General features: G+C 66.4%; 19 protein-coding genes. 8 read left to right on the top strand and 11 right to left on the bottom strand.

Features of this window, described 5'->3' with window-relative positions:
* Positions 1-130: 130 nt before the first annotated feature.
* Complete coding sequence (gene clpS / locus BP05_RS02710) at positions 131-451, bottom strand: ATP-dependent Clp protease adapter ClpS (protein ID WP_056131263.1); 321 nt, start codon at positions 449-451, stop codon at positions 131-133.
* A 93-nt stretch (positions 452-544) separates the two neighbouring features.
* On the opposite strand from clpS, the gene BP05_RS02705 reads away from it, so the two are divergent.
* The 4 genes from BP05_RS02705 to hflD are packed head-to-tail and all read left to right on the top strand — an operon-like array spanning position 545 to position 3,297.
* Entirely contained in the window at positions 545-1,051 is a 507-nt protein-coding gene (locus tag BP05_RS02705; protein ID WP_496360621.1) for a hypothetical protein, read from the top strand.
* 40 nt (positions 1,052-1,091) lie between these two features.
* The gene (locus tag BP05_RS02700; protein WP_496360174.1) at positions 1,092-1,556 is read left to right on the top strand and encodes an NUDIX hydrolase; all 465 of its coding nucleotides are present in this window, start codon (positions 1,092-1,094) and stop codon (positions 1,554-1,556) included.
* Positions 1,553-2,671 carry a tRNA 2-thiouridine(34) synthase MnmA gene (gene mnmA / locus BP05_RS02695; protein WP_496360173.1) on the top strand — a complete coding sequence of 373 codons (1,119 nt, stop codon included), beginning with the start codon at positions 1,553-1,555 and terminating at the stop codon, positions 2,669-2,671. Before BP05_RS02700 ends, mnmA begins: the two co-directional genes overlap by 4 nt.
* Positions 2,672-2,685: 14 nt before the next feature.
* The gene (hflD, locus tag BP05_RS02690) at positions 2,686-3,297 is read left to right on the top strand and encodes a high frequency lysogenization protein HflD (RefSeq protein ID WP_496360619.1); all 612 of its coding nucleotides are present in this window, start codon (positions 2,686-2,688) and stop codon (positions 3,295-3,297) included.
* 88 nt (positions 3,298-3,385) lie between these two features.
* On the opposite strand, the gene acnB is transcribed toward hflD, so the two are convergent.
* From acnB to BP05_RS02675, 3 genes are read right to left on the bottom strand one after another with little or no spacing between them, the layout of a single operon-like run.
* Complete coding sequence (gene acnB, locus BP05_RS02685) at positions 3,386-5,974, bottom strand: bifunctional aconitate hydratase 2/2-methylisocitrate dehydratase (RefSeq protein WP_496360171.1); 2,589 nt, start codon at positions 5,972-5,974, stop codon at positions 3,386-3,388.
* A gap of 40 nt (positions 5,975-6,014) precedes the next feature.
* Positions 6,015-6,425 (bottom strand): type II toxin-antitoxin system VapC family toxin, encoded by a 411-nt coding sequence (locus BP05_RS02680; RefSeq protein ID WP_496360169.1) that lies wholly within the window; start codon positions 6,423-6,425, stop codon positions 6,015-6,017.
* Positions 6,422-6,670, bottom strand: a complete 249-nt coding sequence (locus tag BP05_RS02675) for an AbrB/MazE/SpoVT family DNA-binding domain-containing protein (protein ID WP_496360167.1) — start codon at positions 6,668-6,670, stop codon at positions 6,422-6,424. The genes BP05_RS02680 and BP05_RS02675 overlap by 4 nt, the downstream gene beginning before the upstream one ends.
* 467 nt (positions 6,671-7,137) lie before the next feature.
* Here BP05_RS02675 and acnA point away from each other — a divergent pair, with 467 nt between their 5' ends.
* The 4 genes from acnA to BP05_RS02655 all read left to right on the top strand — a co-directional run bounded on the left by acnA (position 7,138) and on the right by BP05_RS02655 (position 13,452).
* On the top strand, positions 7,138-10,062 hold the full coding sequence (acnA, locus tag BP05_RS02670; RefSeq protein WP_496360165.1) for an aconitate hydratase AcnA: 2,925 nt from the start codon (positions 7,138-7,140) through the stop codon (positions 10,060-10,062).
* A 193-nt stretch (positions 10,063-10,255) separates the two neighbouring features.
* A complete protein-coding gene (locus BP05_RS02665) occupies positions 10,256-10,477 on the top strand; it encodes a hypothetical protein (RefSeq protein ID WP_496360163.1) in 222 nt (73 codons plus the stop codon).
* 260 nt (positions 10,478-10,737) lie between these two features.
* On the top strand, positions 10,738-12,417 hold the full coding sequence (locus BP05_RS02660; protein WP_496360161.1) for a long-chain fatty acid--CoA ligase: 1,680 nt from the start codon (positions 10,738-10,740) through the stop codon (positions 12,415-12,417).
* Between the two features lie 159 nt (positions 12,418-12,576).
* Positions 12,577-13,452 (top strand): crotonase/enoyl-CoA hydratase family protein, encoded by an 876-nt coding sequence (locus BP05_RS02655; protein ID WP_496360159.1) that lies wholly within the window; start codon positions 12,577-12,579, stop codon positions 13,450-13,452.
* Between the two features lie 88 nt (positions 13,453-13,540).
* On the opposite strand, the gene BP05_RS02650 is transcribed toward BP05_RS02655, so the two are convergent.
* The 7 genes from BP05_RS02650 to greA all read right to left on the bottom strand — a co-directional run bounded on the left by BP05_RS02650 (position 13,541) and on the right by greA (position 22,816).
* Complete coding sequence (locus BP05_RS02650) at positions 13,541-15,706, bottom strand: ATP-binding protein (protein WP_496360157.1); 2,166 nt, start codon at positions 15,704-15,706, stop codon at positions 13,541-13,543.
* Positions 15,707-15,709: 3 nt separating this feature from the next.
* Positions 15,710-16,822 (bottom strand): cyclic di-GMP phosphodiesterase response regulator RpfG, encoded by a 1,113-nt coding sequence (gene rpfG, locus BP05_RS02645; RefSeq protein ID WP_496360155.1) that lies wholly within the window; start codon positions 16,820-16,822, stop codon positions 15,710-15,712.
* A gap of 81 nt (positions 16,823-16,903) precedes the next feature.
* Positions 16,904-18,412 (bottom strand): lysine--tRNA ligase, encoded by a 1,509-nt coding sequence (gene lysS / locus BP05_RS02640; protein WP_496360153.1) that lies wholly within the window; start codon positions 18,410-18,412, stop codon positions 16,904-16,906.
* An 83-nt stretch (positions 18,413-18,495) separates the two neighbouring features.
* A protein-coding gene (gene prfB / locus BP05_RS02635) for a peptide chain release factor 2 (RefSeq protein WP_496360151.1) occupies positions 18,496-19,624 on the bottom strand; the annotation gives its coding sequence in 2 pieces (ribosomal slippage) (positions 18,496-19,548 and positions 19,550-19,624; 1,128 coding nt in all).
* 60 nt (positions 19,625-19,684) lie between these two features.
* Positions 19,685-21,403: a single-stranded-DNA-specific exonuclease RecJ gene (gene recJ, locus BP05_RS02630; protein WP_496360149.1), complete on the bottom strand. Its 1,719-nt coding sequence runs from the start codon at positions 21,401-21,403 to the stop codon at positions 19,685-19,687.
* A complete protein-coding gene (locus BP05_RS02625) occupies positions 21,400-22,329 on the bottom strand; it encodes a phosphoglycerate mutase (RefSeq protein WP_496360147.1) in 930 nt (309 codons plus the stop codon). Before BP05_RS02625 ends, recJ begins: the two co-directional genes overlap by 4 nt.
* Before the next feature lie 10 nt (positions 22,330-22,339).
* Complete coding sequence (gene greA / locus BP05_RS02620; RefSeq protein ID WP_496360145.1) at positions 22,340-22,816, bottom strand: transcription elongation factor GreA; 477 nt, start codon at positions 22,814-22,816, stop codon at positions 22,340-22,342.
* Between the last annotated feature and the right edge of the window lies 1 nt (position 22,817).

Here is a 22,817-nt window from a genome sequence, read left to right as displayed (position 1 = left end):
GATAGCCTCCGGAAACACTGCGACCCTATCTGGGGACAGCAACCGGCGTTTTCCATGCCAGCCCCCTCCGGCGTTCGGAACGCTGCGTGGCACTCTCAGCACAATCCATACAACGCCCTTTGCGATGCTTTTAGGCCTTTTCCATCGTGCAGAGCAAGGGGTGCTGGTTGAGCCTTGAATATTCGTTCACCTGCGCCACTTTGGATTCGGCTACTTCGCGGGTGAAGACGCCGCAAACGCCGCGTCCGCGGGTATGGACGTGCAACATGATCTGGGTCGCCTTTTCCGCGTTGAAGGAGAAAAAGCGCATCAAGACCTCCACCACGAAGTCCATCGGGGTGTAGTCGTCGTTCAGCAGCAGCACGGAATACAGCGGCGGCCTGGCGACTTCCGGCTTGCCGGTTTCCACCATGACGCCGTGGCTGTGTTCCTGGTCGGTCCTTTTTGTCATGGTCGAATTATAGGAAATGGCGCCACGCCGCGGCTCGATGGACGCCTCGTGTGCCGCCCCGCACAATGACGACACTCCATTGCCCCAGGGGGCCTGATGCGCGCGTTCGTTGCTGCCATGCTGCTGTGCTTCTCCGCTTCCTCCGCCGTAAATGCGGCCGAGCCGGCCAGCCCGGCCAAGGCGGCCGGGGACCCGGCGGTCAAGCAATTGCTGGACAAGCTGAAATACAAGTACGAAGTGGACGAGGAAGGGGATTATCGGCTGACGTTCAGTCTCGACGAGACGAAGGACGGCCGCAGCCAGCTGGTGTTCGTGCGCTCCCCGGTGGAGAGCTTCGGCTCGCACCGGGTGCGCGAGATATGGTCGCCGGCCTACGTGTCGGCAACCGATGAATTTCCCGTCAAGGTCGCCAACCGCCTGCTCGAAGCCACCCAGGTCAGCAAACTGGGGGCGTGGGCCAAGCAGGGCCGCTACGCGGTGTTCGTGGTGAAGCTGGCGGCGGACGCCGATGCCACGCAGCTCGACGATGCGGTCGAGGCCGCCCTGCGGTCCGCCGACGAGATGGAAGCGGAGCTGACGCCGGGCAAGGACGAATTCTGATCCCCCAAGCGAGTGAACCGGCCCGAATGAGCAAGTCCCGATGAGTTACCGCGAAGGGCGTTTCTGGCAACCGGACGTGACCGTGGCAACGGTCGTCGTCAGCGATGGCCGCCTGCTCGTGGTCGAGGAGAGCGCAGGCGGCCGACTGGTCCTGAACCAACCCGCCGGGCACCTCGAGCCCGACGAGAGCCTGCTCGACGCCGCCCTGCGCGAGACGCTGGAGGAAACAGGCTGGGAGGTTCGCCTTACCTCCTTCATCGGCGCCTACCAGTGGAAAGCCCCGGAAACAGGGCGTCACTACCTGCGCTTCGCCTTCGCGGCGGAGCCGTCCAGGCACCACGCCGACCGCGCCCTGGACGAAGGCATCGTTCGTGCCCTCTGGCTGACGCCGGCGGAACTCAAGGCGGAAGCCGCGCGCCACCGCAGTCCGCTGGTCTGGCGCGTGACGTCCGATTTCCTCGCCGGCCGTCGCCAGCCCCTGGAACTGTTGCAGCACCTGGAATGAGCAAGGCACGCACCATCGTGGGCATGTCCGGCGGCGTGGACTCCTCAGTCGCCGCGCTGCGGCTGCGCGACGCCGGGGAGGCGATCGCCGGACTCTTCATGCAGAACTGGGCCGATGACGGCAGCGGCGACTGCCGCGCGGAGGACGACCGCCGCGACGCGGTGGCCGTCTGCGGCCGCCTGGGCATCCCGATCCACTTCCGGGATTTCTCCTCGGAGTACTGGAACGGCGTGTTCGCGCATTTCCTCGCCGAATACGCTGCCGGCCGGACACCCAATCCCGACGTGCTGTGCAACCGGGAAATCAAGTTCAAGTACTTCCTCGACGCGGCGCACGAGCTGGGGGCGGACTCCATCGCCACCGGCCACTACGCCCGGGTCGCGCAGGTCGACGGCCACTGGCGATTGCTGAAGGCGGTCGACCGCAGCAAGGACCAGAGCTATTTCCTGCACCAACTGGGGCAGAAGCAACTGGCCGCGACGCGCTTTCCGCTGGGCGACCTGCTCAAGAGCGATGTCCGTGACATCGCGCGCAGCGCTGGCCTTCCCACCCATGCGAAGAAGGATTCCACCGGCATCTGCTTCATCGGCGAGCGCGATTTCCGCGAATTCCTCGCCCGCTACCTCCCAGCGCGCAGCGGCGAGATGCGCACGCCCGAAGGACGCGTGCTGGGCGAGCACGCCGGGGTCTTCTACTTCACCCTGGGCCAACGCGAGGGGCTCAACATCGGAGGCGTGCGTGGCTTCGAGCCCGCGCCGTGGTACGTCGTGGGCAAGGACGTCGCCAGCAACGTGCTGTACGTCGACCAGGGCACCGATAGTCCGTATCTCTACTCCCAGCGGCTGTGGTCGGAAGCGGCGCACTGGATCTCCGGCAACCCGCCCTCCGCGCGCTTCCAGTGCATGGCGCAGACGCGCTACCGCCAGCCCGACCAGGCATGCGAAGTTGCCGTCCGCGACGACGGCACGCTGGAAGTGCGGTTCTCCGAACCGCAGCGCGCAGTCACGCCGGGGCAATCCCTGGTGCTGTACGACGGCGATGCCTGCCTGGGCGGCGCCGTCATCGCCTCCACCGACGCCGCGCTGGAGCAGCGCCTCCGGGATCACGCCGCATGACCGACCACGACCCGTTGTCCGATCCATTGTCCGACCGCATGCTCGCCCTCGCCGGCCTGTTGCAGGCCCTTGCGCAGGTGCGGCGCATCGCCGATACGGGACAGGCGCACGCGGACGTGCTGGCGACCTCGCTGGACTCCGTCTTCCGCATCGATGCGGGCAGCACCGCCGAGGTCTACGGTGGCGCCCAGTCGCTGCGCACCGGACTGATGCTGCTGCGCGACTACTTCGGCGGCGCCATGCCGGATGACCAGTTGCCGCGCCTCGCGCTTGCAGTAATCCAGCTCGAGCGCAGGTTCGTGCGCGACGAGGACATGGTGCTGCGCGTGCTCACCGGCATCCGCGCCCTGGACGAACCCGCGCAACGGCTCGGCAGCTCGCATCCCGACGTGCTCAATGCCCTGGGCGCACTGTACGCCGACACCCTTAGCCATCTGCGCCCGCGCGTGCTGGTGCAGGGCAACCCGCATTACCTGGGCCAGGCCGCCGTGGTCGCCGAGGTGCGCGCGGTTCTGCTGTCGGCCGTGCGCTCGGCCGTGCTGTGGCGGCAACTGGGCGGCAGCCTGTGGGACTTCCTGCTGCGCAAGCGGGCGATGGGCGACGCGGTGCAGGAATTGCTGGCGTAGCAGGCTTCGATCTCACGGCGCGCCACGCGCGCAACATGAAAAAGCCCCGGCGAACCGGGGCTTTTTGTTTCGCTGGGACGACCGGCGCTTACGCCGCGACGACCTTCTCCGCCACGTCGCGGTATTCCTCGATCTGGTCGAAGTTCATGTAGCGGTAGATCTCGGCGCCCTGGGTATTGATGACGCCGATGTCCGCCATGTACTCCTCGCGGGTCGGGATGCGGCCCAGGCGCGAGCAGATTGCCGCCAGTTCCGCGGAGCCCAGGTACACGTTCGTGTTGCGGCCCAGGCGGTTCGGGAAGTTGCGGGTGCTGGTCGAGAACACCGTCGCACCCTCGCGCGCCTGTGCCTGGTTGCCCATGCACAGCGAGCAGCCCGGCATTTCCATGCGTGCGCCGGCGGTGCCGAAGGTGCCGTAGTGGCCTTCCTTGGTCAGCTCGGAAGCGTCCATCTTGGTCGGCGGCGCGACCCACAGGCGGGTCGGGATGTCGCGCTTGCCTTCCAGCAGCTTCGCGGCGGCGCGGAAGTGGCCGATGTTGGTCATGCACGAGCCGATGAAGACCTCATCGATCTTGGCGCCGGCCACGTCGGACAAGGTCTTCACGTCATCCGGATCGTTCGGGCAGGCCACGATCGGCTCGACGATCTGGTTGAGGTCGATCTCGATGACCGCGGCGTACTCGGCATCGGCGTCGCCTTCCAGCAGCTGCGGGTTGGCCAGCCAGCCTTCCATCGCCTTGATCCGGCGCTGCAGCGAACGCGCGTCGGCGTAGCCCTCGGCGATCATCCACTTCAGCAGCGTGATGTTGCTGGTGAGGTATTCGATGATCGGTTCCTTGTCGAGCTTGACCGTGCAGCCGGCGGCCGAGCGTTCGGCCGAGGCGTCGGACAGCTCGAACGCCTGCTCGACCTTGAGCTGCGGCAGGCCTTCGATCTCGAGGATGCGGCCGGAGAAGATGTTCTTCTTGCCCTGCTTGGCGACGGTCAGCAGGCCCTGCTTGATCGCGGCCAGCGGGATCGCGTTGACGAGGTCGCGCAGGGTCACGCCCGGCTGCATCTCGCCCTTGAAGCGGACGAGCACGGATTCGGGCATGTCCAGCGGCATCACGCCGGTGGCGGCGGCGAACGCGACCAGACCCGAGCCGGCTGGGAACGAGATGCCCACCGGGAAGCGGGTGTGCGAGTCGCCGCCGGTGCCGACGGTGTCGGGCAGCAGCATGCGGTTGAGCCAGCTGTGGATCACGCCGTCGCCCGGACGCAGGGCGATGCCGCCGCGGTTGCTGATGAAGGCCGGCAGCTCGTGGTGGGTCTTGACGTCGACCGGCTTCGGATAGGCCGCGGTATGGCAGAACGACTGCATCACCAGGTCGGCGGAGAAGCCCAGGCACGCCAGGTCCTTGAGTTCGTCGCGGGTCATCGGGCCGGTGGTGTCCTGCGAACCCACCGAGGTCATCTTCGGCTCGCAGTACGTGCCCGGGCGGATGCCCTGCCCTTCGGCCAGGCCGCAGGCGCGGCCGACCATCTTCTGCGCCAGCGAGTAACCCTTGCCGGTGTCGGCCGGGTTCTGCGGCAGGCGGAACAGCGTCGACGGCGCTAGGCCCAGCGCTTCGCGCGCCTTGGCGGTGAGGCCACGGCCGACGATCAGCGGGATGCGGCCGCCGGCGCGGACTTCGTCGAACAGCACCTCGGACTTGACCGAGAACTCGGCGATGACCTGGCCGTTCTTCAGCGCCTTGCCTTCGTAAGGACGCAGCTCGACCACGTCACCCATGTGCATCTGCGAGACGTCGAGTTCGATCGGCAGCGCGCCGGCGTCTTCCATGGTGTTGTAGAAGATCGGCGCGATCTTCGAACCCAGGCACACGCCACCGAAGCGCTTGTTCGGGATGAAGGGAATGTCCTCGCCGGTGAACCACAGCACCGAGTTGGTGGCGGACTTGCGGCTCGAGCCGGTGCCGACGACGTCGCCGACATAGGCGACCAGGTGTCCCTTGTCCTTCAGCGATTCGATGAACTTCACCGGGCCGCGCTTGCCGTCTTCTTCGGGCACGATGCCGTCACGGGCGTTCTTCAGCATCGCCAGCGCGTGCAGCGGGATGTCCGGACGCGTGGTGGCATCGGGCGCCGGCGACAGGTCGTCGGTGTTGGTCTCGCCGGTGACCTTGAACACGGTGATGGTCATCGAGGCCGGGACTTCCGGCTTGCTGGTGAACCATTCGGCATCGGCCCAGCTCTGCAGCACGGCCTTGGCGTTGGCGTTGCCCTGCTGCGCCCTCTCCTGCACGTCATGGAAGGCGTCGAACATCAGCAGGGTGTGCTTGAGCGCGTTGGCGGCCACTTCGCCGACCTGCGCGTCGTCGAGCAGCTCGACCAGCGGGTGGATGTTGTAACCGCCGAGCATGGTGCCAAGCAGCTCGGTCGCGCGCTCGCGCGAAATCAGCGCGTTCTGCTCGGTGCCGAAGGCAACGGCGGCCAGGTACGACGCCTTGACCTTGGCGGCATCGTCCACGCCGGCCGGGACGCGATGGGTCAGCAGGTCCAGCAGGAACTGCCCTTCGCCCGCCGGCGGATTCTTCAGGAGTTCGATGACGTCGGCGGTCTGCTGCGCGGTCAGCGGCAGGGGCGGAATGCCCAGCGCGGCGCGTTCGGCGACGTGTTGGCGGTAAGCAGCAAGCATCAGGAACTCCATGTGTGGCGGGTGTTGAAAGGACTGGCGCTCAAGCAGCAGGAACGATCAGCTTGAGGCCCTTGAAGTACTGTCGATAGAAGGCGTCGTCGCGGGTGATCAGGCCATCGCATTGCAGCAGCGCATGCGCGCCGACCAGGAAATCGGGGAGCGCGCGCGTTTGGGTACCGCCCCGCTGGCGATGACGGCGCTGCATCTCGCCGGCGCGCAATGCCGACTTGGATTCGATCGGGCTGAAGCGGATGCTCATCTCCTCGAGCACCGTCAGCGCTTCCGCGCCATCGTGCAAGGCGCTGCATACCTGCGCGAGCGCCACGTCGCTGATCACCACGGGCCCGTTGCTGAGCGACTGGCGCAGGCAGGCCTCGGCGGCGTCGGCCTGCGGTCCATTGGCGAGCAGGTCGACCAGGACCGAGGCATCGATGGCGATGGTCGCGCTCACGCGTCCCCGCCCTCAGGGCCCTTGTCCGCGGCGCGTATGGCTTGCAGGGCGTCGTCGGTGGATTCGAAACCGTCGAGCCGGAAACGGCCGCGGGCGCGGGACACGGCGTCGTCCACGCTCTTGCGCAGGACGATCCGGTTGCCCTCCAGTTCGACCTTGAGCAGGGTGCCCTTGGTCAGCCCGAGGGCATCCCGCACGGCCTTTGGCAGTGTGATCTGGCCTCGCTCGGCGACGGTGGCTTCCATGGGCGGCTCCCATTCGGTATGTATGAATTATACATACCTGAGAAGCCATACCCCAGCACCGAGTCCGCAGGACAGGCCATCCGGAGCAATGGTGCTTAGAAGCCCACGGCTCGCAGGTCCAACGTGCGAGCTCACAAGTCCGTCGTTGGAGCTTGGAAGCCCGTTACTCGAGGCCCGCAAGCCGTTGCCCGAGCTCAGAAGCCCATCGCCTGGGCTCGGAGGCCCGGCGCTGAACTTCGAAGGCCTGTCGTTGGCACTCGCAAGCCTGTCGTTGGACCACGGACTCCCGTCGGCGGGTACTCGGAAGTGCGGCATCCGACTTGGGAAGCCTCCCGTTGGACTTTTTCTGGCCTCCGACGGAGTTGAAGCGTCGCCGTGCCTGCCGAACCTCCCTGGATCGGCGGCAGCGCGCCCCGGGGGCGAGCACAGACCCGGACGAGCGGCGCCTGCGCGTGGAAAGTCCTCCCATGGCCCCGCTGCTTCCCATCCGCGTAACACTCGAATCGCCAGCCTTCGACGCTGACGCATTCATAATCGACCTGTCATGCCGCGTGGCTGGACCTGCGGCAAGGCGAGCCCTCCGAGGCCCCCTCCTCGCCCGCCGCACCAGAACAAGGAGCCCCACCATGTCGTCCGACTCCTTCGCCACCCGCGCACAACTCGCGGTCAACGGCCAGTCCTACACCTACTTCAGCCTGCCCGAGCTGGGCAAACGCTTCGACCTGTCGAAGCTGCCGTACTCGATGAAGATCCTGCTCGAAAACCTGCTGCGCCACGAAGACGGCGGCATGACGGTCGGCAAGGAGCACATCGAAGCTGTCGCGCAGTGGGATGCCAAACAGGAGCCTGACACCGAAATCGCCTTCATGCCCGCGCGCGTTGTGCTGCAGGACTTCACCGGCGTGCCCTGCGTGGTGGACCTGGCGGCGATGCGCGATGCGGTGACGAAGCTGGGCGGCAGTCCGAAGCAGATCAACCCGCTGATTCCCTCGGAACTGGTCATCGACCATTCGGTCCAGGTCGACGTCTTCGGCCGACCCGATGCGCTCGACCTCAACGGCAAGATCGAATTCGAACGCAACATGGAGCGCTACAGCTTCCTGCGCTGGGGCCAGAAGGCGTTCGGCAACTTCAAGGTGGTGCCACCGAACACCGGCATCGTGCACCAGGTCAACCTGGAAAACCTGGCGCGCGTGGTGATGGCGCGCGAGGTCGACGGCGAGCTGCAGGCATTCCCGGACACCGTATTCGGCACCGACTCGCACACCACGATGATCAATGGCATTGGCGTGCTTGGCTGGGGCGTCGGCGGCATCGAGGCGGAAGCGGCGATGCTCGGCCAGCCCTCGTCGATGCTGATTCCGCAGGTGGTCGGCTTCAAGCTGACCGGCAGGCTGCCCGAAGGCACCACTGCCACGGACCTGGTGCTGACGGTGACGCAGATGCTTCGGGCGCTGGGAGTCGTCGGCAAGTTCGTGGAGTTCTACGGCGACGGGCTGCGGCACCTTCCGCTGGCCGACCGCGCGACCATCGCCAACATGGCGCCCGAGTACGGCGCGACTTGCGGCATCTTCCCGATCGATGCCGAAGCGCTGACCTACCTGCACCTGTCCGGGCGCAGCCAGGAGCAGATCGCGCTGGTCGAGGCCTATGCCAAGGCGCAGGGCTTGTGGCACGAGCCCGATGCGCCGCATGCCACCTACTCGGCCACGCTGGAACTCGACCTGGGCGACGTGAAGCCGTCGCTGGCCGGTCCCAAGCGGCCGCAGGACCGGGTGCTGCTGGAGGCGGTGAAGGACAATTTCCGCCAGAACCTCGAAGGCCTGACCGTCAACCGCAAGCCCAAGCCCAAGGAAGCACTGGCGCGGCTGGCCGGCGAAGGTGGTGCGCAACCCCAGGCAGAGCACCTGGCCGCGAAACCGAAATCGAAGATCCGCATCCATGACATGGACTGCGACCTCACGGATGGCTCGGTGGTCATCGCCGCGATCACCTCCTGCACCAACACGTCGAATCCCGCCGTGATGCTGGGCGCAGGCCTGCTGGCCCGCAACGCGGTCAAGCTGGGCCTGAAGGCCAAGCCGTGGGTGAAAACCTCGCTCGGCCCGGGCTCGCTGGTGGTCACTGATTACCTGAAGAAGGCCGGCGTGCTCACCGACCTGGAGAAGCTCGGCTTCTATGTCGTCGGCTACGGGTGCACTACCTGCATCGGCAATTCGGGTCCGCTGCCGGACGAAGTGTCCAAGGGCATCGCTGAGAACGAACTCGTCGTCGCATCGGTGCTGTCGGGCAACCGCAACTTCGAGGGCCGCGTGCATCCAGAAGTGAAGATGAACTACCTGGCCTCGCCGCCGCTGGTGGTGGCGTATGCCCTGGCAGGGACCGTCGACATCGACCTGAGCAAGGAGCCGCTCGGCCATACGCCGGACGGCAAGGACGTGTTCCTGCGCGACATCTGGCCGACCAACAAGGAGATCGGCGACGTCATCTCCGCCACGGTCGGGCCGGAGCTGTTCGCACAGAATTACGCCGACGTATTCAAGGGCGATTCGCGCTGGAACCAGATCGCCTCACCCGAAGGCGAATCGTTCCACTGGGACGCGTCCTCCACCTACATCAAGAACCCGCCCTACTTCGATGGCATGACGATGCACGTCGGAACCATCGAGGACGTGCAACGCGCGCGCGTGATGGGCATCTTCGGCGATTCCATCACCACGGACCACATCTCGCCCGCGGGCAACATCAAGAAGGATTCGCCCGCGGGCCGCTTCCTGGTCGAACGCGGGGTGCAACCGGCGGACTTCAACAGCTATGGATCCCGCCGCGGCAACGACGACGTGATGGTGCGCGGCACCTTCGCCAACATCCGGATCAAGAACCTGATGCTCGGGGGCGAGGAAGGCGGCAACACGATCTACCACGGCGAGCACGGCGCGACCGAGAAGATGTCCATCTACGACGCAGCCATGCGCTACAAGGCCGAAGGCGTGCCGCTGGTGGTGTTCGCGGGCAAGGAATACGGCACCGGTTCGTCGCGCGACTGGGCGGCCAAGGGCACCAACCTGCTTGGTGTGAAGGCGGTTGTCGCCGAGACCTTCGAACGCATCCACCGCTCGAACCTGGTCGGCATGGGCGTGCTGCCACTGGCCTTCTGCGAGGGACAGAACGCGCAGAAGCTCGGCCTGGACGGCTCGGAAACCGTCGACATCACGGGCCTGGAGGACGGCACCTCGAAGACAGCGACGGTGACTGCGCGCAAGCCGGACGGCCGCGAGATCAGGTTCGAGGTAAAGGTGCTGCTACTGACGCCGAAGGAAGTCGAGTATTTCCGCCATGGCGGCATCCTGCACTACGTGCTGCGCCAGCTCGCCGCCAGGAAGGGCGCGTAGCGAGGCGCGGAATCCGGGCGGGCGGTGCAACCGCCCTGCCCCTTTCCGCCTCAGAGCCGGGATGTCCAACGGGCATTGACCAGGCGCCACTCGCCATCTTCGAGTCGCCAACCGGTTTCGACGTCGTAGACCTGCCGCTGTCGGGCAGCGCGCCCTCCGCGCCAGACAGCGCGGCCGTGAAACGGACGGTCGCATGCTGCGACTGCAGGGCGATATCCATCGGGCCCACGCTCACTTCCACATCGCGATAGCGCAGGAACATCGCTTGCGCCAAGCGCTGCGCGCCTGCGCGATCCAGCCCGTCCGGCCCGATGAAGTCATCCGCCAGTGCATCGCGAACCGCCGAGGCATCGTGCCGTTCGATGGCACCCTGGAGGGCCGCCATGGTGGAGCGGAGTGCTTCCTCCGGCGCTGACTTCGCACACGCAGCAAGCGCAACGACCAGCAGCACAAGCCGCCAGAACGCGGCCCCGGCCACAGCCCGATTTTTCCTTTCCATCCGCTTCACCCCATCGCTCTTCCGCCCAAGCCTACGCCGGGCCACTACCTGCGCGCGCCTGCCTTGCCAGCCCATAGGCCCTATGCTCCAATCGACCGGAACGACCGTACGGCGGCGCATTTCAAGCCGCTCGACGATCACAACGATACGAATCGCCGATTAAAGAGGGGATCGCGATGAGCAATGAACGTCCGTGGCTGGCCGAGTACCCGGCAGGCGTGCCGGCGGAAATCGACATGAGCGAGTTTCCGTCAGTCGTTTCCGTGCTCGAGAAGGCCATCGACGCCTACCGCGACCGTCCGGCATTCGCCAATCTCGGCAAGGTGCTGAGCTACGGTGAGGTCGACCGCCTCAGCAAGCAGTTCGCCGCCTATCTGCTTGGCGAACTGGGGCTGAAGAAGGGCGATCGCGTCGCCATCATGATGCCCAACTGCCTGCAGTACCCGATCGCCATCTTCGGCACCCTGCGCGCGGGCCTGACGGTGGTCAACGTCAATCCGATGTACACGGCGCGCGAGCTCAAGCACCAGCTCGTCGACGCAGGGGCGAGCGTCCTGGTAGTGCTGGACAACTTCGGCCACACCGTCCAGGAAGTCATCGCGGACACTTCGGTCAAGCAGGTGATCACCACGGGTCTGGGCGACATGCTCGGATTCCCGAAGGGATCGATCGTCAATTTCGTCCTGCGCCACGTGAAGAAGATGGTGCCGGACTACGACATTCCGGGCATGGTCCGCTTCCGCGATGCACTGGTCATCGGCCAGCTCAAGACGCTCCCGGCGGTACAGATCGATCCGGAAGACATCGCCTTCCTGCAGTACACCGGCGGCACCACCGGCGTGTCCAAGGGCGCGATGCTCACCCATCGCAACCTGGTCGCCAACATGCAGCAGGCGGCGGCGTGGGTCGGCACCAACGTGAAGCCAGGCGAGGAAATCATCATCACCGCGCTGCCGCTGTACCACATCTTCGCGTTGACGGCGAACTGCCTGGTATTCATGAAGTTCGGCGGATTGAACTACATGATCACCAACCCGCGCGACATGCAGGGTTTCGTCAAGGAGCTGAAGAAGGTTCCGTTCACCGCGATCACCGGGGTCAACACCCTGTTCAATGGCTTGTTGAACACTCCCGGTTTCGACCAGGTCGATTTCTCCAAGTTGCACCTGACGCTGGGCGGCGGCATGGCCGTGCAGCGCGCCGTGGCCGATCGCTGGAAGCAGGTGACCGGCGTCACCCTGATCGAAGCCTACGGCCTCACCGAAACCTCGCCGGCGGCCTGCATCAACCCGATGGACCTCAAGGCCTACAACGGCGCGATCGGCCTGCCGATTCCATCCACCGATGCCTGCGTCAAGGACGAAGAGAGCCGCCAGCTAGCCGTCGGCGAAGTCGGCGAGCTTTGCATCAAGGGCCCGCAGGTGATGCGCGGCTATTGGAACCGCGCGGAGGAAACCAGCAAGGTCATCGACGACCAGGGCTGGCTGCACACCGGCGATATGGCGAAGATGGACGAGAAGGGGTTCTTCTACATCGTCGACCGCAAGAAGGACATGATCCTGGTCTCCGGCTTCAACGTTTATCCGAACGAAGTCGAGGATGTGATCGCGATGATGCCGGGCGTGCTCGAAGTCGCGGCGGTGGGCGTGCCAGACGACAAATCCGGCGAGGCCGTGAAGGTCGTCATCGTGAAGAAGGACCCCACCCTCTCGGCCGACCAGGTGAAGGCGCATGCGCGCGAAAACCTGACGGGATACAAGCAGCCCAAGTACGTCGAGTTCCGCAGCGAGCTGCCAAAAACCAATGTCGGCAAAATCCTCCGCCGCGAGCTGCGCGACGCACCCGCGAAGGCCTGAAGCCCCGAATCTCCGCTTTCAGGCGCCCGCAAGGCCTTGCCCTTGCGGGCGCTTCGTTTTAGGGGCATAGAATCCCCCCGTCGGACGCAATTCACCTGACCCCATTGCCGTCCAAAAAACGCGCGACCGGCCGGGCGGCACCCCTTCGGAGGATTTGCTATGTCAGCCGTTCACCCGTTCCCACGTCCAGATACCGGTCACACCCTGCGCGTGATCGAAGAACCCGGGCGCGATGTTTACTGGTGCCACATGCATGCGGACGCTGTTCCTGGACAGCGGGCGTGCTTCTCGAGCCAGCTCGTGAACGACATCCTGGATTACCAGCGCAGCCTGGGCGGCCGGCTCAGGGCCCGAGGCCCCTCGACCGAAGCCGTCCCGCACATCGTGCTGGCGTCCGACGGCGACGCGTTCAACCTTGGTGGCGACCTGGAGCTCTTCTGCCGCCTGATCCGGGCCGGCGACCGCCAGGGCCTGCTCGATTACGCACGCCAGTGCGTGCGCGGGGTGCACGCCTTCCACGATGGGCTCGGTGCGGGCGCCCACAGCATTGCACTCGTCCAGGGCGATGCCTTGGGAGGCGGGTTCGAGGCTGCATTGAGCTGTCACACGATCATTGCCGAGGAAGGCGCGCTGATGGGCCTTCCCGAAGTGCTCTTCGACCTATTCCCGGGAATGGGCGCCTACTCGTTCCTGTGCAAGCGGATACCGCCGCACCAGGCCGAAAAGCTGATGCTCGAAGGCAACGTGTATTCCAGCGAAGAGATGTACAAGATGGGCCTCGTCGACATCCTCGCCCCGCGCGGCGGCGGTGCGCAGGCCGTCGAAGATGTCATCCGTGCGAACCGTCGCACCCCGCATGCTCGTGCCGCGATGCACAAGGTTCGCTCCTTCGCGCAATCGGTAACGCTCGAGGAGATGATGCGGATCACTGAAATCTGGGTGGATACCGCGCTGCAGCTCGGTGACAAGTCTCTCAGGACGATGGATCGGCTGGTCCGCGCGCAGACACGCCGCAGCAGTGCCGCAATGGCCTGATCGGCCAGGTAAGGTCGGAGGGGAATCGGGCCCGGCCTCGCGCGCCGGGCTTGGGCCTGCCAGTCGGCAGGCTTGATGGGGAAGGCGGTTATTCCGCCTGGCCGCTGTCACGCTGTCTGCGTTCGCGCTGACGGTCATCGAGTGCGGCACGCCCTTGCTGCAGCATGCCCTCGATATCGTCTCGCCGTTTGCGCCACTCGTTACCGAGCTGCCAGTCCGGCAGCCGCATCATTTCGCCGCCCGCCGCCGCCAGCTTGATCAGGCCGAGGTTGCTGGCGACGCCCTTGAGCGCGTGCGCCTGTTCGCGTTGGCGCTCCCAGTCCTTGGCTTCGCCTGCGCTGGTCAGCCCGGCCAGGCAACCGTCGGCGTCCCGCAGGCACTGGGCGATGAATTCGCGTTCGAACCCCTCGCCCATGCCCAGGGCATCGAGTTCGTCCAGCACCGAACTGTCGAAGATGCCGTCGGGGTTCGGCGCATCTTCGCGCACCGCGATAACCGGCGTGGTGATGCGGCCGTTGGCGGCGATCTCGGCCAGGACGTCCAGCAGCCTGGCGGTGGCCACGGGCTTGGAGAGGAACGCACGCGCCCCGGCCTGCTGGCAGGCCTGGATGGACTCCGGCGTGACGTCCGCGCTGAGAATCAGGACCGGCGTGCGCGTCGGACTTCCGGCCTGCATCACGCGCAACTGGCGCAGCAGGTCCAGGCCGCTCACGTCCGGCATGTGCAGATCCGCGATCACCGCGTCGTAGTCGAACGCCGCAACCGCTTCCAGCACCGCTTCGCCGCCATCGACACTGGTGACCCGATGGCCGGCCTTTTCCAGCAAGCGTTGCAGCACGGTGCGGTTGGCGGCGTGGTCATCCGCGATGATGACCGAGAGGCTGCGCACGCGCGCCCTGTGGCGCAGGAAGGGATCGCCGAAGGAGATGATGTTCTTGGGCGACGCAACCGGCGGCTCGATCGCCCCGCGCTCCGCTTCGGCGGCCGGTGCAGAAGCGACCCGCACTGCGAACGGCAACTCGACCCAGAAGCGCGTGCCGCGCTGCTCCACGCTTTCGAATCCAATGCTGCCCCCCATCGCCTCGGTCAGACCCTTGGCGATGGTCGTTCCCAGCCCGGTGCCGCCGTAGCGGCGAGCCAATCCGGCATCGGCCTGTTCGAACGCCTCGAACAAGCGCTGCCGCATCGACTCGGGTATGCCGATCCCGGTGTCGCTGACCGTAAACCGCAACCGGACCTGTTCGGCCGTGCGCGCGATGACCACGGCCTCCAGGCGCACGGAGCCCTGGTCGGTGAACTTGACCGCATTGCCAGCGAGGTTCAGCAGCACCTGGCGCAGATGCCCTGCATCCCCCAGCACCGGGTCCGGAACGTCGTCGGCGACTTCCGCCAGATACGCCAGTTGCTTCGCCCGCGCCTGCGGCAGGAGGATCAGCCCGATGTTGCCGACCACTTCGCGCACCGAGAACTCGGTGATGTCGAGCTTGAGCTTGCCAGCTTCGATCGCCGAGATGTCGAGCACATCCTCTACCAGGGCCAGCAGGCTGCGCGTCGAGGCCTGGATGGTGTTCACGCACTCGCGCTGTTCGGTATCGAGCCGCGTGGTCGCCAGGACCTCCGACATGCCGGCCAGCCCATTGAGCGGCGTCCGGAACTCATGGCTCATGTTCGCAAGGAAGCGGCTCTTGGCCTCGTTGGCCTTGCGCGCGTCGTCGACCGCGCTGGTCAATGCCCGCAACAGCGAATCGAAGTACAGCGGAACTGCCGTCAGCCCCAGCAGCAGGCCCCAGGAGAGGTACGGATTGCCCCGCCAATACGGCGAGATCTGGATGACGAGGAAGAACGACACCGTGGCGAGCGCCGTGGCGGCTCGCAGGTAGCGATGGCCGTAACGCATGCCGTTGCCGATGGTGACCCAAAGGTACACCGCGTACAGAGGCGAAGCCGGCTCGCCCTGGATGCACATGATCCAGCCCATCGCCGTGTAGTCGGTGAGCATGCCGATCCAGCGCCGCGGATCGGAACTGGCAGGCTGCATCACGATCGCGACGAGCAGCCCCAGCGCCACCGCCAGTTCGCCAACCAGGATCAGCCAGGTCTGGAGCAGCGTGTCATCGCTGTCCAGGAACAGGTAGCGCCAGCCCAGGTAGGTGATGAACAGCGCGGTGATGACTATGCGGATGATGTCCTGCGCATGCTCGCTGTCCGGGCGGCCGGACAGGCGTGCCTTCAGCAATTGCAGGAGGTGCGACATCGCCTACTCCGTGCCAGGACGCCGGGATACCCGCGAATAACGTTGGCAAATGTCTTCCAGCCGCTCGCGGCTGCGCATGAGGGCATCCACGCAGCGCGGATCGAACAGCCGACCGCGCTGCGAGTACAGGTATCCCAGGGCCGCGTCCATTTCCCAAGCGTGTTTGTAGGGACGCGGTGAAACCAGCGCATCGAAAACGTCGGCAACCGCAACGATCCGGGCCTCCAGCGGAATCTCCTCGCCGATCAGGCCGTCGGGATAGCCGCTGCCGTCGTAACGCTCGTGATGGCGCAGTGCGATCACCGCACCGGCTTGGATGAAGCGGTTCTGGCTGCCACTGAGCAGTTCGTGGCCGATACGCGGGTGCTGGCGCATCACCGCGATCTCGTCCTCGGTCAGCGGACCGGGCTTGAGCAGCACGGAATCCGGAATCGCAATCTTGCCGACGTCGTGGAGGGGCGCGGCCATTTCGACCAGGCGCGCTTCGTCCTCCGACATGCCGAGCTGTTCGGCGATCAGGCCAGCGACATGCGACATGCGCTCGAGCCATGCGCTCGTGCCCGCATCGCGGTATTCGATCGCACGGGCCAGGCGGTGGAGTGTTTCCCTCTCGCGCTCTTCGACCTCGTGCATGCTCGCTAGCAGGCGCTGCTCCAGCGACATCGCGCGCTGCTTGACGTTTTCGGACTGCTGCCGCAGCTGCAGCAGGTTGCGGCAACGCGCGCGCAGCTCACGCGGCCGGACCGGCTTGACGAGGAAGTCGATGACGCCCGCATCGAGCGCGGCCTGGCGGATGGGCTCGTCGCCGACGACGGTGACCAGGATGATCGGGATGTCGCGGTGCAGCGGCGCTCGGCGGAACCGGCGCGCGAACTCCAGCCCGTCGATGCCCGGCATGCGGTAGTCGAGCAACAGCAGGTCGGGCTGGTTGGATTCGCACCAGTCCAGGGCCGCTGCGGGCTCGCCGAAGTCGTGCACCCGCAGCTCGGAAGCAATGTCCTCGATGATGTGGCGCAACATCGTGCGCGCCGACGTCTGGTCATCGACTATTACGACATCCACGCAACTTCCCCCTTGTGGCCTGCGCCATTCATCCTTGGCTGTTGCGGGGAGCATAGCGCGGCATCACGGGCCGTGCGCAATGATCCGCTGTTGGCCGGATTCATGCCCGATTACGTGTGAACGCTCCGCCGGGCCTCAGGCCTCGGGGCGCATGTAAGGGAACAGCAGTACGTCGCGGATGGATGCCGAACCCGTCATCAGCATCACCAGGCGATCGATGCCGATGCCAAGCCCACCGGTTGGGGGCAGGCCGACCTCGAGGGCACGGATGTAGTCCGCGTCGTAATGCATGGCCTCGTCGTCCCCGCCTTCCTTCGCCTCGACCTGCGCCTGGAAGCGCGCGGCCTGGTCCTCGGGGTCGTTCAGCTCGGAGAAGCCATTGGCGAGCTCCTTGCCGTTGATGAACAGCTCGAAGCGGTCGGTAATGCCCTTCTCGTTGTCGCTCTCGCGGGCCAGCGGCGACACTTCCACCGGGTAGTGGGTGATGAACGTGGGCTGCTCCAGCTTGCCCTCGACGGTCTTCTCGAAAATCTCCAGGAGCAGCTTGCCCCAGCCGTAGCCGGACTTCACCGGGATGCGCAGGCGCTCGCAATGCCGGGCCAATGCCTCCCGGTCGCGGCATTCGGCGACGCTGATCTCGGGGTTCTTCTCGCGCACGGCCTCGTCCAGGCGCCAGCGGCGGAAGGCCGGGCCGACGTCGATGGTGGCGCCGTCCCACTCCATGACCGTCGTGCCCAATACTTCGCGGGCCACGTCGCGGATGAGGTTCTCCGTCAAGTCCATGACCTCGTTGTACGTGGCGTAGGCCTCGTACAGTTCGAGCATGGTGAATTCCGGATTGTGGCGCGTGGACACGCCCTCGTTGCGGAAGTTGCGGTTGATCTCGTAGACGCGCTCCAGGCCGCCGACGGTGAGTCGCTTGAGATACAGCTCGGGCGCCACGCGCAGGAACAATTGCAGGTCGAGCGCATTGTGGTGCGTGACGAATGGCTTGGCCGCGGCGCCACCCGGGATGTAATGCATCATCGGGGTTTCGACCTCGAGGAAGCGGCGCGCATCCAGCCAGGCGCGCATGGCGCGGATGATCTTGGAGCGCTTCACGAACACGTCGCGCGACTCGGGCGAAACGATCAGGTCGACGTAGCGCTGCCGGTAACGCTGTTCCACGTCGGCCAGGCCATGGAACTTGTCCGGCAACGGACGCAGCGACTTGGTGAGCAGGCGCAGGCGGTCGGCGCGGACCGACAACTCGCCGGTTTTGGTACGCGTAAGCACGCCCTCGGCGCCGACGATGTCCCCGGCGTCCCAGCCCTTGAACGCCTCGTAGGCGTCGCCGAGGTTGTTGGCCTGCAGGAACAGCTGGATGCGCCCCGATTCGTCCTGGATCTGCACGAAGCTGGCCTTGCCCATCACGCGCTTGAGCAGGATGCGGCCGGCGACGACAACGCGCGGCGCGCCGGATTCCAGTGCTTCCGCGGTCCACTTCCCGGCGTCGGCGTACTGCTGCTGCAGGTCGCCCGCATAGTCCGCACGACGGAAGTCGTTGGGGAAGGCCACGCCCTGCTCGCGCAGCGCCTTGAGCTTGGCGCGGCGCTCGGCGATCAGGTGGTTCTCATCGGGCGGCAGGGTCGTGTCGTCGGTCATCGTCGTGTCGTCAGGAATGTCGCAGGGCGCGATTGCTGGAGGAAGGGCTGGTCCGTGAACGCCGCTCGCGCGGCCAATGCGGCTTAGGCCGCGTCACTGCGTTTGGAACCGGCCTCGAGGCCCGCCTTCAAGCTCGCTTCGACGAACTCATCCAGGTCGCCGTCGAGCACCTTCTGCGTGTCGCTGCGCTCGATGCCGGTACGCAGGTCCTTGATGCGGCTCTGGTCGAGCACGTAGTTGCGGATCTGGCTGCCCCAGCCGATGTCGGACTTGGTCGCTTCCACCGCATCACGCTCGGCGTTGCGCTTCTGGATCTCCAGCTCGTACAGCTTCGCGGCGAGCATCTTCATCGCGTTGTCGCGGTTCTGGTGCTGGCTGCGGCCGGTCTGGCACGCCACGACGATGCCGGTCGGGACGTGGGTGATGCGCACCGCGGATTCGGTCTTGTTCACGTGCTGGCCACCGGCACCCGAGGAGCGGTACACGTCGGTCTTCAAATCCGCCGGATTGATGTCGATGTCGATGTTGTCGTCGACTTCGGGCGACACGAACACCGAAGTGAAGCTCGTGTGCCGCCGGTTGTCGGAGTCGAACGGCGACTTGCGCACCAGGCGGTGCACGCCGGTCTCGGTCTTGAGCCAGCCGTAGGCGAAGTCGCCCTCCACGCGCAGCGTGGCCGACTTGATGCCGGCGACGTCGCCGCCGCTGGCTTCCATCAGTTCGGTCTTCCAACCGCGCGATTCGCACCAGCGCAGGTACATGCGCAGCAGGATCTCGGCCCAGTCCTGGGCTTCGGTCCCGCCGGCGCCGGCCTGGATGTCGACGAAGGCGTTGGACGCATCCATCTTCCCGGAGAACATGCGCTGGAACTCCAGCTTCTCCACGTCTTTCGCGTAGCGTTCGACGTCGTCGACGACGGCGAGCGCCGTGCTCTCGTCGTCCTCCATTTCGGCCAGTTCCAGCAGTTCGCCCGCGCCCACCAGGCCCTCGGTGAGGCTGCGGATGCCGTTGACCACTTTCTCAAGTTGCGAGCGTTCGCGGCCCAGGGTCTGGGCGTACTCGGCGTTGTTCCAGATATCGGGGCTTTCCAGCTCCCGGTTCACTTCTTCGAGACGTTCGACCTTCTGGTCGTAGTCAAAGATACCCCCTCAGCGCATCCAGCCGGCCACGGAGGTCGGCGATGCGCTGGCGGACGGGATTGAGCTCGATCATCGATGGATGCTGTTGCGGTGAAGACCGCGAATTCTAGCAAGCGGGCCGAGCCTTGCGGGCTCAGGCCGGCTCGCGGTGCACGATCACCAGCTGGACGGCATCGCCGCCCCGGTAGTCATCGGGCTCCAGGCGATAGGCGACGCGCACGCGCCCGGTCGGCGCCACGCCCTCCCAGCCGCCGAAATGGATCGCATTGAGGCGCCTGCCGGCATGCCCGAGCTCCAGCTTGAGGTGGCGCTCGCCCACGACCCGGGTCGCGAGCACGTCGAACTCGCCATCGAACTGGGGCTCGGGAAATCCCTGCCCCCACGGGCCCGCGTCGCGCAGCAGCTCGGCGTGGCGGCGGTCGAATTCGCCGGACGCGAGTTCGCCATCGCTGAGGATCTCCGCCTGCAACAGTTCGGGTGTCAGTCCGCGCGCCGCGCACTGTGCGAACGCCCGCTCGAAGTCCGGCAAGCACGCCAGCGGCAGCGACAGACCCGCCGCCATCGCATGGCCGCCGAACCGCTCGATCAGCCCGGGATGACGGGCTGCGACCTCGGCGAGCGCGTCGCGCATGTGGAAGCCGGCAATCGAGCGGGCGGAACCGCGCAGGCGGTCGCTTCCGGGCTCGGCCGGTGCGAATGCGATGACCGGCCGGTGCAGCCGCTCCTTCATCTTGGACGCGACCAGCCCGACTACGCCGGGATGCCATTCGGCGTCGAAAAAGCAGAATGCAACGCGGTCGCTGCCGCCGGCGTCCGCCGGCAGCGCACCGAGGGCGCGCTCGGCTTCCTCGGTCATCTGCTGTTGCACGGCGCGACGCTCGCCGTTGATTTCGTTGAGCATGGCGGCGATGTCGCGCGCCCGCGCCCGATCGTCGGTAAGCAGGCATTCGATCCCGAGCGCCATGTCTTCCAGGCGCCCCGCGGCGTTGATGCGCGGCCCGATGGCGTAACCGATGTCGGCTGCAGTCAGGCGCGCGGCGTCGCGTTGCGAGACCTCGATCAGCGCTTGCAGACCCGCGCAACCCTGCCCGGCCCGCAGCCGGCGCAGTCCCGCCCCGACCAGGGCCCGATTGTTGGCGTCCAACGGCACCAGATCGGCGACGGTACCGACGGCGACGAGGTCGAGCAGTTGCGACAGGTCCGGCGCGCCATCGGGATAGTGCCCGGCCTCCCGCAGCTGCTTCCGCAACGCCAGCAGCACGTAGAACATCACGCCCACGCCCGCCAGCGCCTTGCTGGGAAAGCGGTCGCCGCGCAGGTTCGGATCCACGATTGCATCTGCGGCCGGCAGCGAATCGCCTGGCAGGTGGTGGTCGGTGACGAGCACTTTCCAGCCACGCTGCTTCGCCGCATCGATCCCGGCATGGCAGGCGATGCCATGATCGACGGTGACCACGAGGTCGGGCCGCAGGGCCGCGAGCTCGTCCACAAGCGATGGCGACAGGCCATACCCGTGCACCATCCGGTTGGGCACGGCATAGGACACATGTTTCGCGCCGAGCATGCGCAGGCCGCGCACGCCGACGGCACAAGCCGTGGCGCCGTCGCAGTCGAAATCGCCGACCACGACGATGTGCTGGTCGCCGGCCATGGCCTCGGACAGCAGGGCCAGTGCGGCATCCATCCCGTCGAGGAGGTCCGGTGGAAGCAGGTTGGCCAGCTTCGGCTGCGCCTGCTCGATTCCCGAGGCGCCACGCGCGGCATACAGCCGCGCGAGCAGTGCCGGGAAGCTCTCCGGCCAGCCGTCGACGTCGGCGACCGCGCGACGGACAAGTCGGGGCATCGCCTTCATGCCGCGATCGAATGCAGCGGCCGGCGCCAGAAGCGCCAGCGTTGGCGGGCACGCAGCGCGAACCGGGCGCCGTCGGCGAAATCCAGCCACGCCGCGCCGAGCGCGCCGGCCTGCAGGTCGCGCAGCATCGGCTCCACCCACTGCGACTGCAGCAGCGCCAGGTCACGCATATGGCGCAGGTCGAACACGCGATCGCCTCCGCCAGCGCCCCAGCGCGGCGGCAAGGGCATTGCCGTCGCCTTGGCCAGTGTGGCAAAGGCTTGCACGGCGTCGTCGTCGCTGAAGATCGCCGAAAAGGACGCGGTGACGTGGTCCGGCAGCGCGCCTGCGCCCCAGAACCACAGCGAATTCACCGGAGCCTTGCCGGTAGAAATGCGCTTCTGGTTCACCGGATGGTTGTGCAGGACCACTTGCGCTTCGCTGAGCAACGCGCGCCAGCGCCGGCCTTCGGGCCCTTCCGGCAGGTGTTCGAAGAGATCCGCGCCCAGTGCTTCGTCCGGGCCGTTGAATGCAGGCAGCCGGGCCTGTTGCGGCAACCGCAGGTACCAGCGCGACGGCGTCGGAGCATCGATCGGGAAACCCGCATCACCGAACAGGGGTCGCAGCGGGCGCAACAGTTCGTCCACCTCCTCCCGCGACAGCGCGAGCGCCTCCCCGTAGGCGAGCAGGCGCGCGCCATTGATGTCCGGGCGGACGTACGCCGGATCGGCGCGGAGCCATGCGGCAAGGGCAGCGTCGCCGGCATCGCGCTGTCGCGTCACGGCAGCTGCGGGCCAGCCGCGCGGAAGGATGTCGAAGATGCGGGCACGCTGCGCGCCGTCCACCGCCTCGCGGTCGCCACGCCCAAGCGCCCTGGCGACCCCGGGCGCCAGGCGCTGGCCGCCAAAACTGTCGCGGCTTGGCAGCAACAACATCGCCGAGGCCATCGTGGCGATCTCAGCCCTGATAGCTGACGCTGACGATCTCGTACTCGCGGGTGCCGCCCGGGGCATCGATCGTGATCGTGTCGCCTTCATGCTTGCCGATCAGTGCGCGCGCCACCGGCGAAGAGATCGCGATCAGGCCCATCTTGATGTCGGCCTCGAGGTCGCCAACGATCTGGTACTTCTTCTCCTCGTCTGTATCCGCATCGGCCAGCTCGACGGTTGCGCCAAAAACGACGCGCGAGCCGGCATTCAGCGAGGACACGTCGATGACCTGCGCGTGGGACAGCTCGGCCTCGAGCTGCTTGATGCGGCCTTCGATGAAGCCCTGCTGCTCGCGGGCGGCGTGGTACTCGGCGTTTTCCTTGAGGTCGCCGTGCGCACGCGCTTCGGCGATCGCATTGATCACGGCCGGGCGCTTGACCGACTTGAGTTCTTCCAGTTCGGCGCGCAGGCGTTGCGCGCCTTTCATGGTGATGGGAGCTCGCATT

This window comes from Lysobacter oryzae DSM 21044 (assembly GCF_059568595.1).
The sequence above is the reverse complement of the archived record's forward strand: the minus strand, read 5'-3'. Positions and strand labels throughout refer to the sequence as shown.

What these genes read in the sequence shown, in the direction of transcription:
- clpS (WP_056131263.1), bottom strand. Translation starts at nt 451, where the DNA reads ATGACAAAAAGGACCGACCAGGAACACAGCCACGGCGTCATGGTGGAA.
- BP05_RS02700 (WP_496360174.1), top strand. Translation starts at nt 1,092, where the DNA reads ATGAGTTACCGCGAAGGGCGTTTCTGGCAACCGGACGTGACCGTGGCA.
- mnmA (WP_496360173.1), top strand. Translation starts at nt 1,553, where the DNA reads ATGAGCAAGGCACGCACCATCGTGGGCATGTCCGGCGGCGTGGACTCC.
- acnB (WP_496360171.1), bottom strand. Translation starts at nt 5,974, where the DNA reads ATGCTTGCTGCTTACCGCCAACACGTCGCCGAACGCGCCGCGCTGGGC.
- BP05_RS02675 (WP_496360167.1), bottom strand. Translation starts at nt 6,670, where the DNA reads ATGGAAGCCACCGTCGCCGAGCGAGGCCAGATCACACTGCCAAAGGCC.
- acnA (WP_496360165.1), top strand. Translation starts at nt 7,138, where the DNA reads ATGGCCCCGCTGCTTCCCATCCGCGTAACACTCGAATCGCCAGCCTTC.
- BP05_RS02665 (WP_496360163.1), top strand. Translation starts at nt 10,256, where the DNA reads ATGCTGCGACTGCAGGGCGATATCCATCGGGCCCACGCTCACTTCCAC.
- BP05_RS02660 (WP_496360161.1), top strand. Translation starts at nt 10,738, where the DNA reads ATGAGCAATGAACGTCCGTGGCTGGCCGAGTACCCGGCAGGCGTGCCG.
- BP05_RS02655 (WP_496360159.1), top strand. Translation starts at nt 12,577, where the DNA reads ATGTCAGCCGTTCACCCGTTCCCACGTCCAGATACCGGTCACACCCTG.
- BP05_RS02650 (WP_496360157.1), bottom strand. Translation starts at nt 15,706, where the DNA reads ATGTCGCACCTCCTGCAATTGCTGAAGGCACGCCTGTCCGGCCGCCCG.
- rpfG (WP_496360155.1), bottom strand. Translation starts at nt 16,822, where the DNA reads ATGCTCCCCGCAACAGCCAAGGATGAATGGCGCAGGCCACAAGGGGGA.
- lysS (WP_496360153.1), bottom strand. Translation starts at nt 18,412, where the DNA reads ATGACCGACGACACGACCCTGCCGCCCGATGAGAACCACCTGATCGCC.
- recJ (WP_496360149.1), bottom strand. Translation starts at nt 21,403, where the DNA reads ATGAAGGCGATGCCCCGACTTGTCCGTCGCGCGGTCGCCGACGTCGAC.
- BP05_RS02625 (WP_496360147.1), bottom strand. Translation starts at nt 22,329, where the DNA reads ATGGCCTCGGCGATGTTGTTGCTGCCAAGCCGCGACAGTTTTGGCGGC.
- greA (WP_496360145.1), bottom strand. Translation starts at nt 22,816, where the DNA reads ATGCGAGCTCCCATCACCATGAAAGGCGCGCAACGCCTGCGCGCCGAA.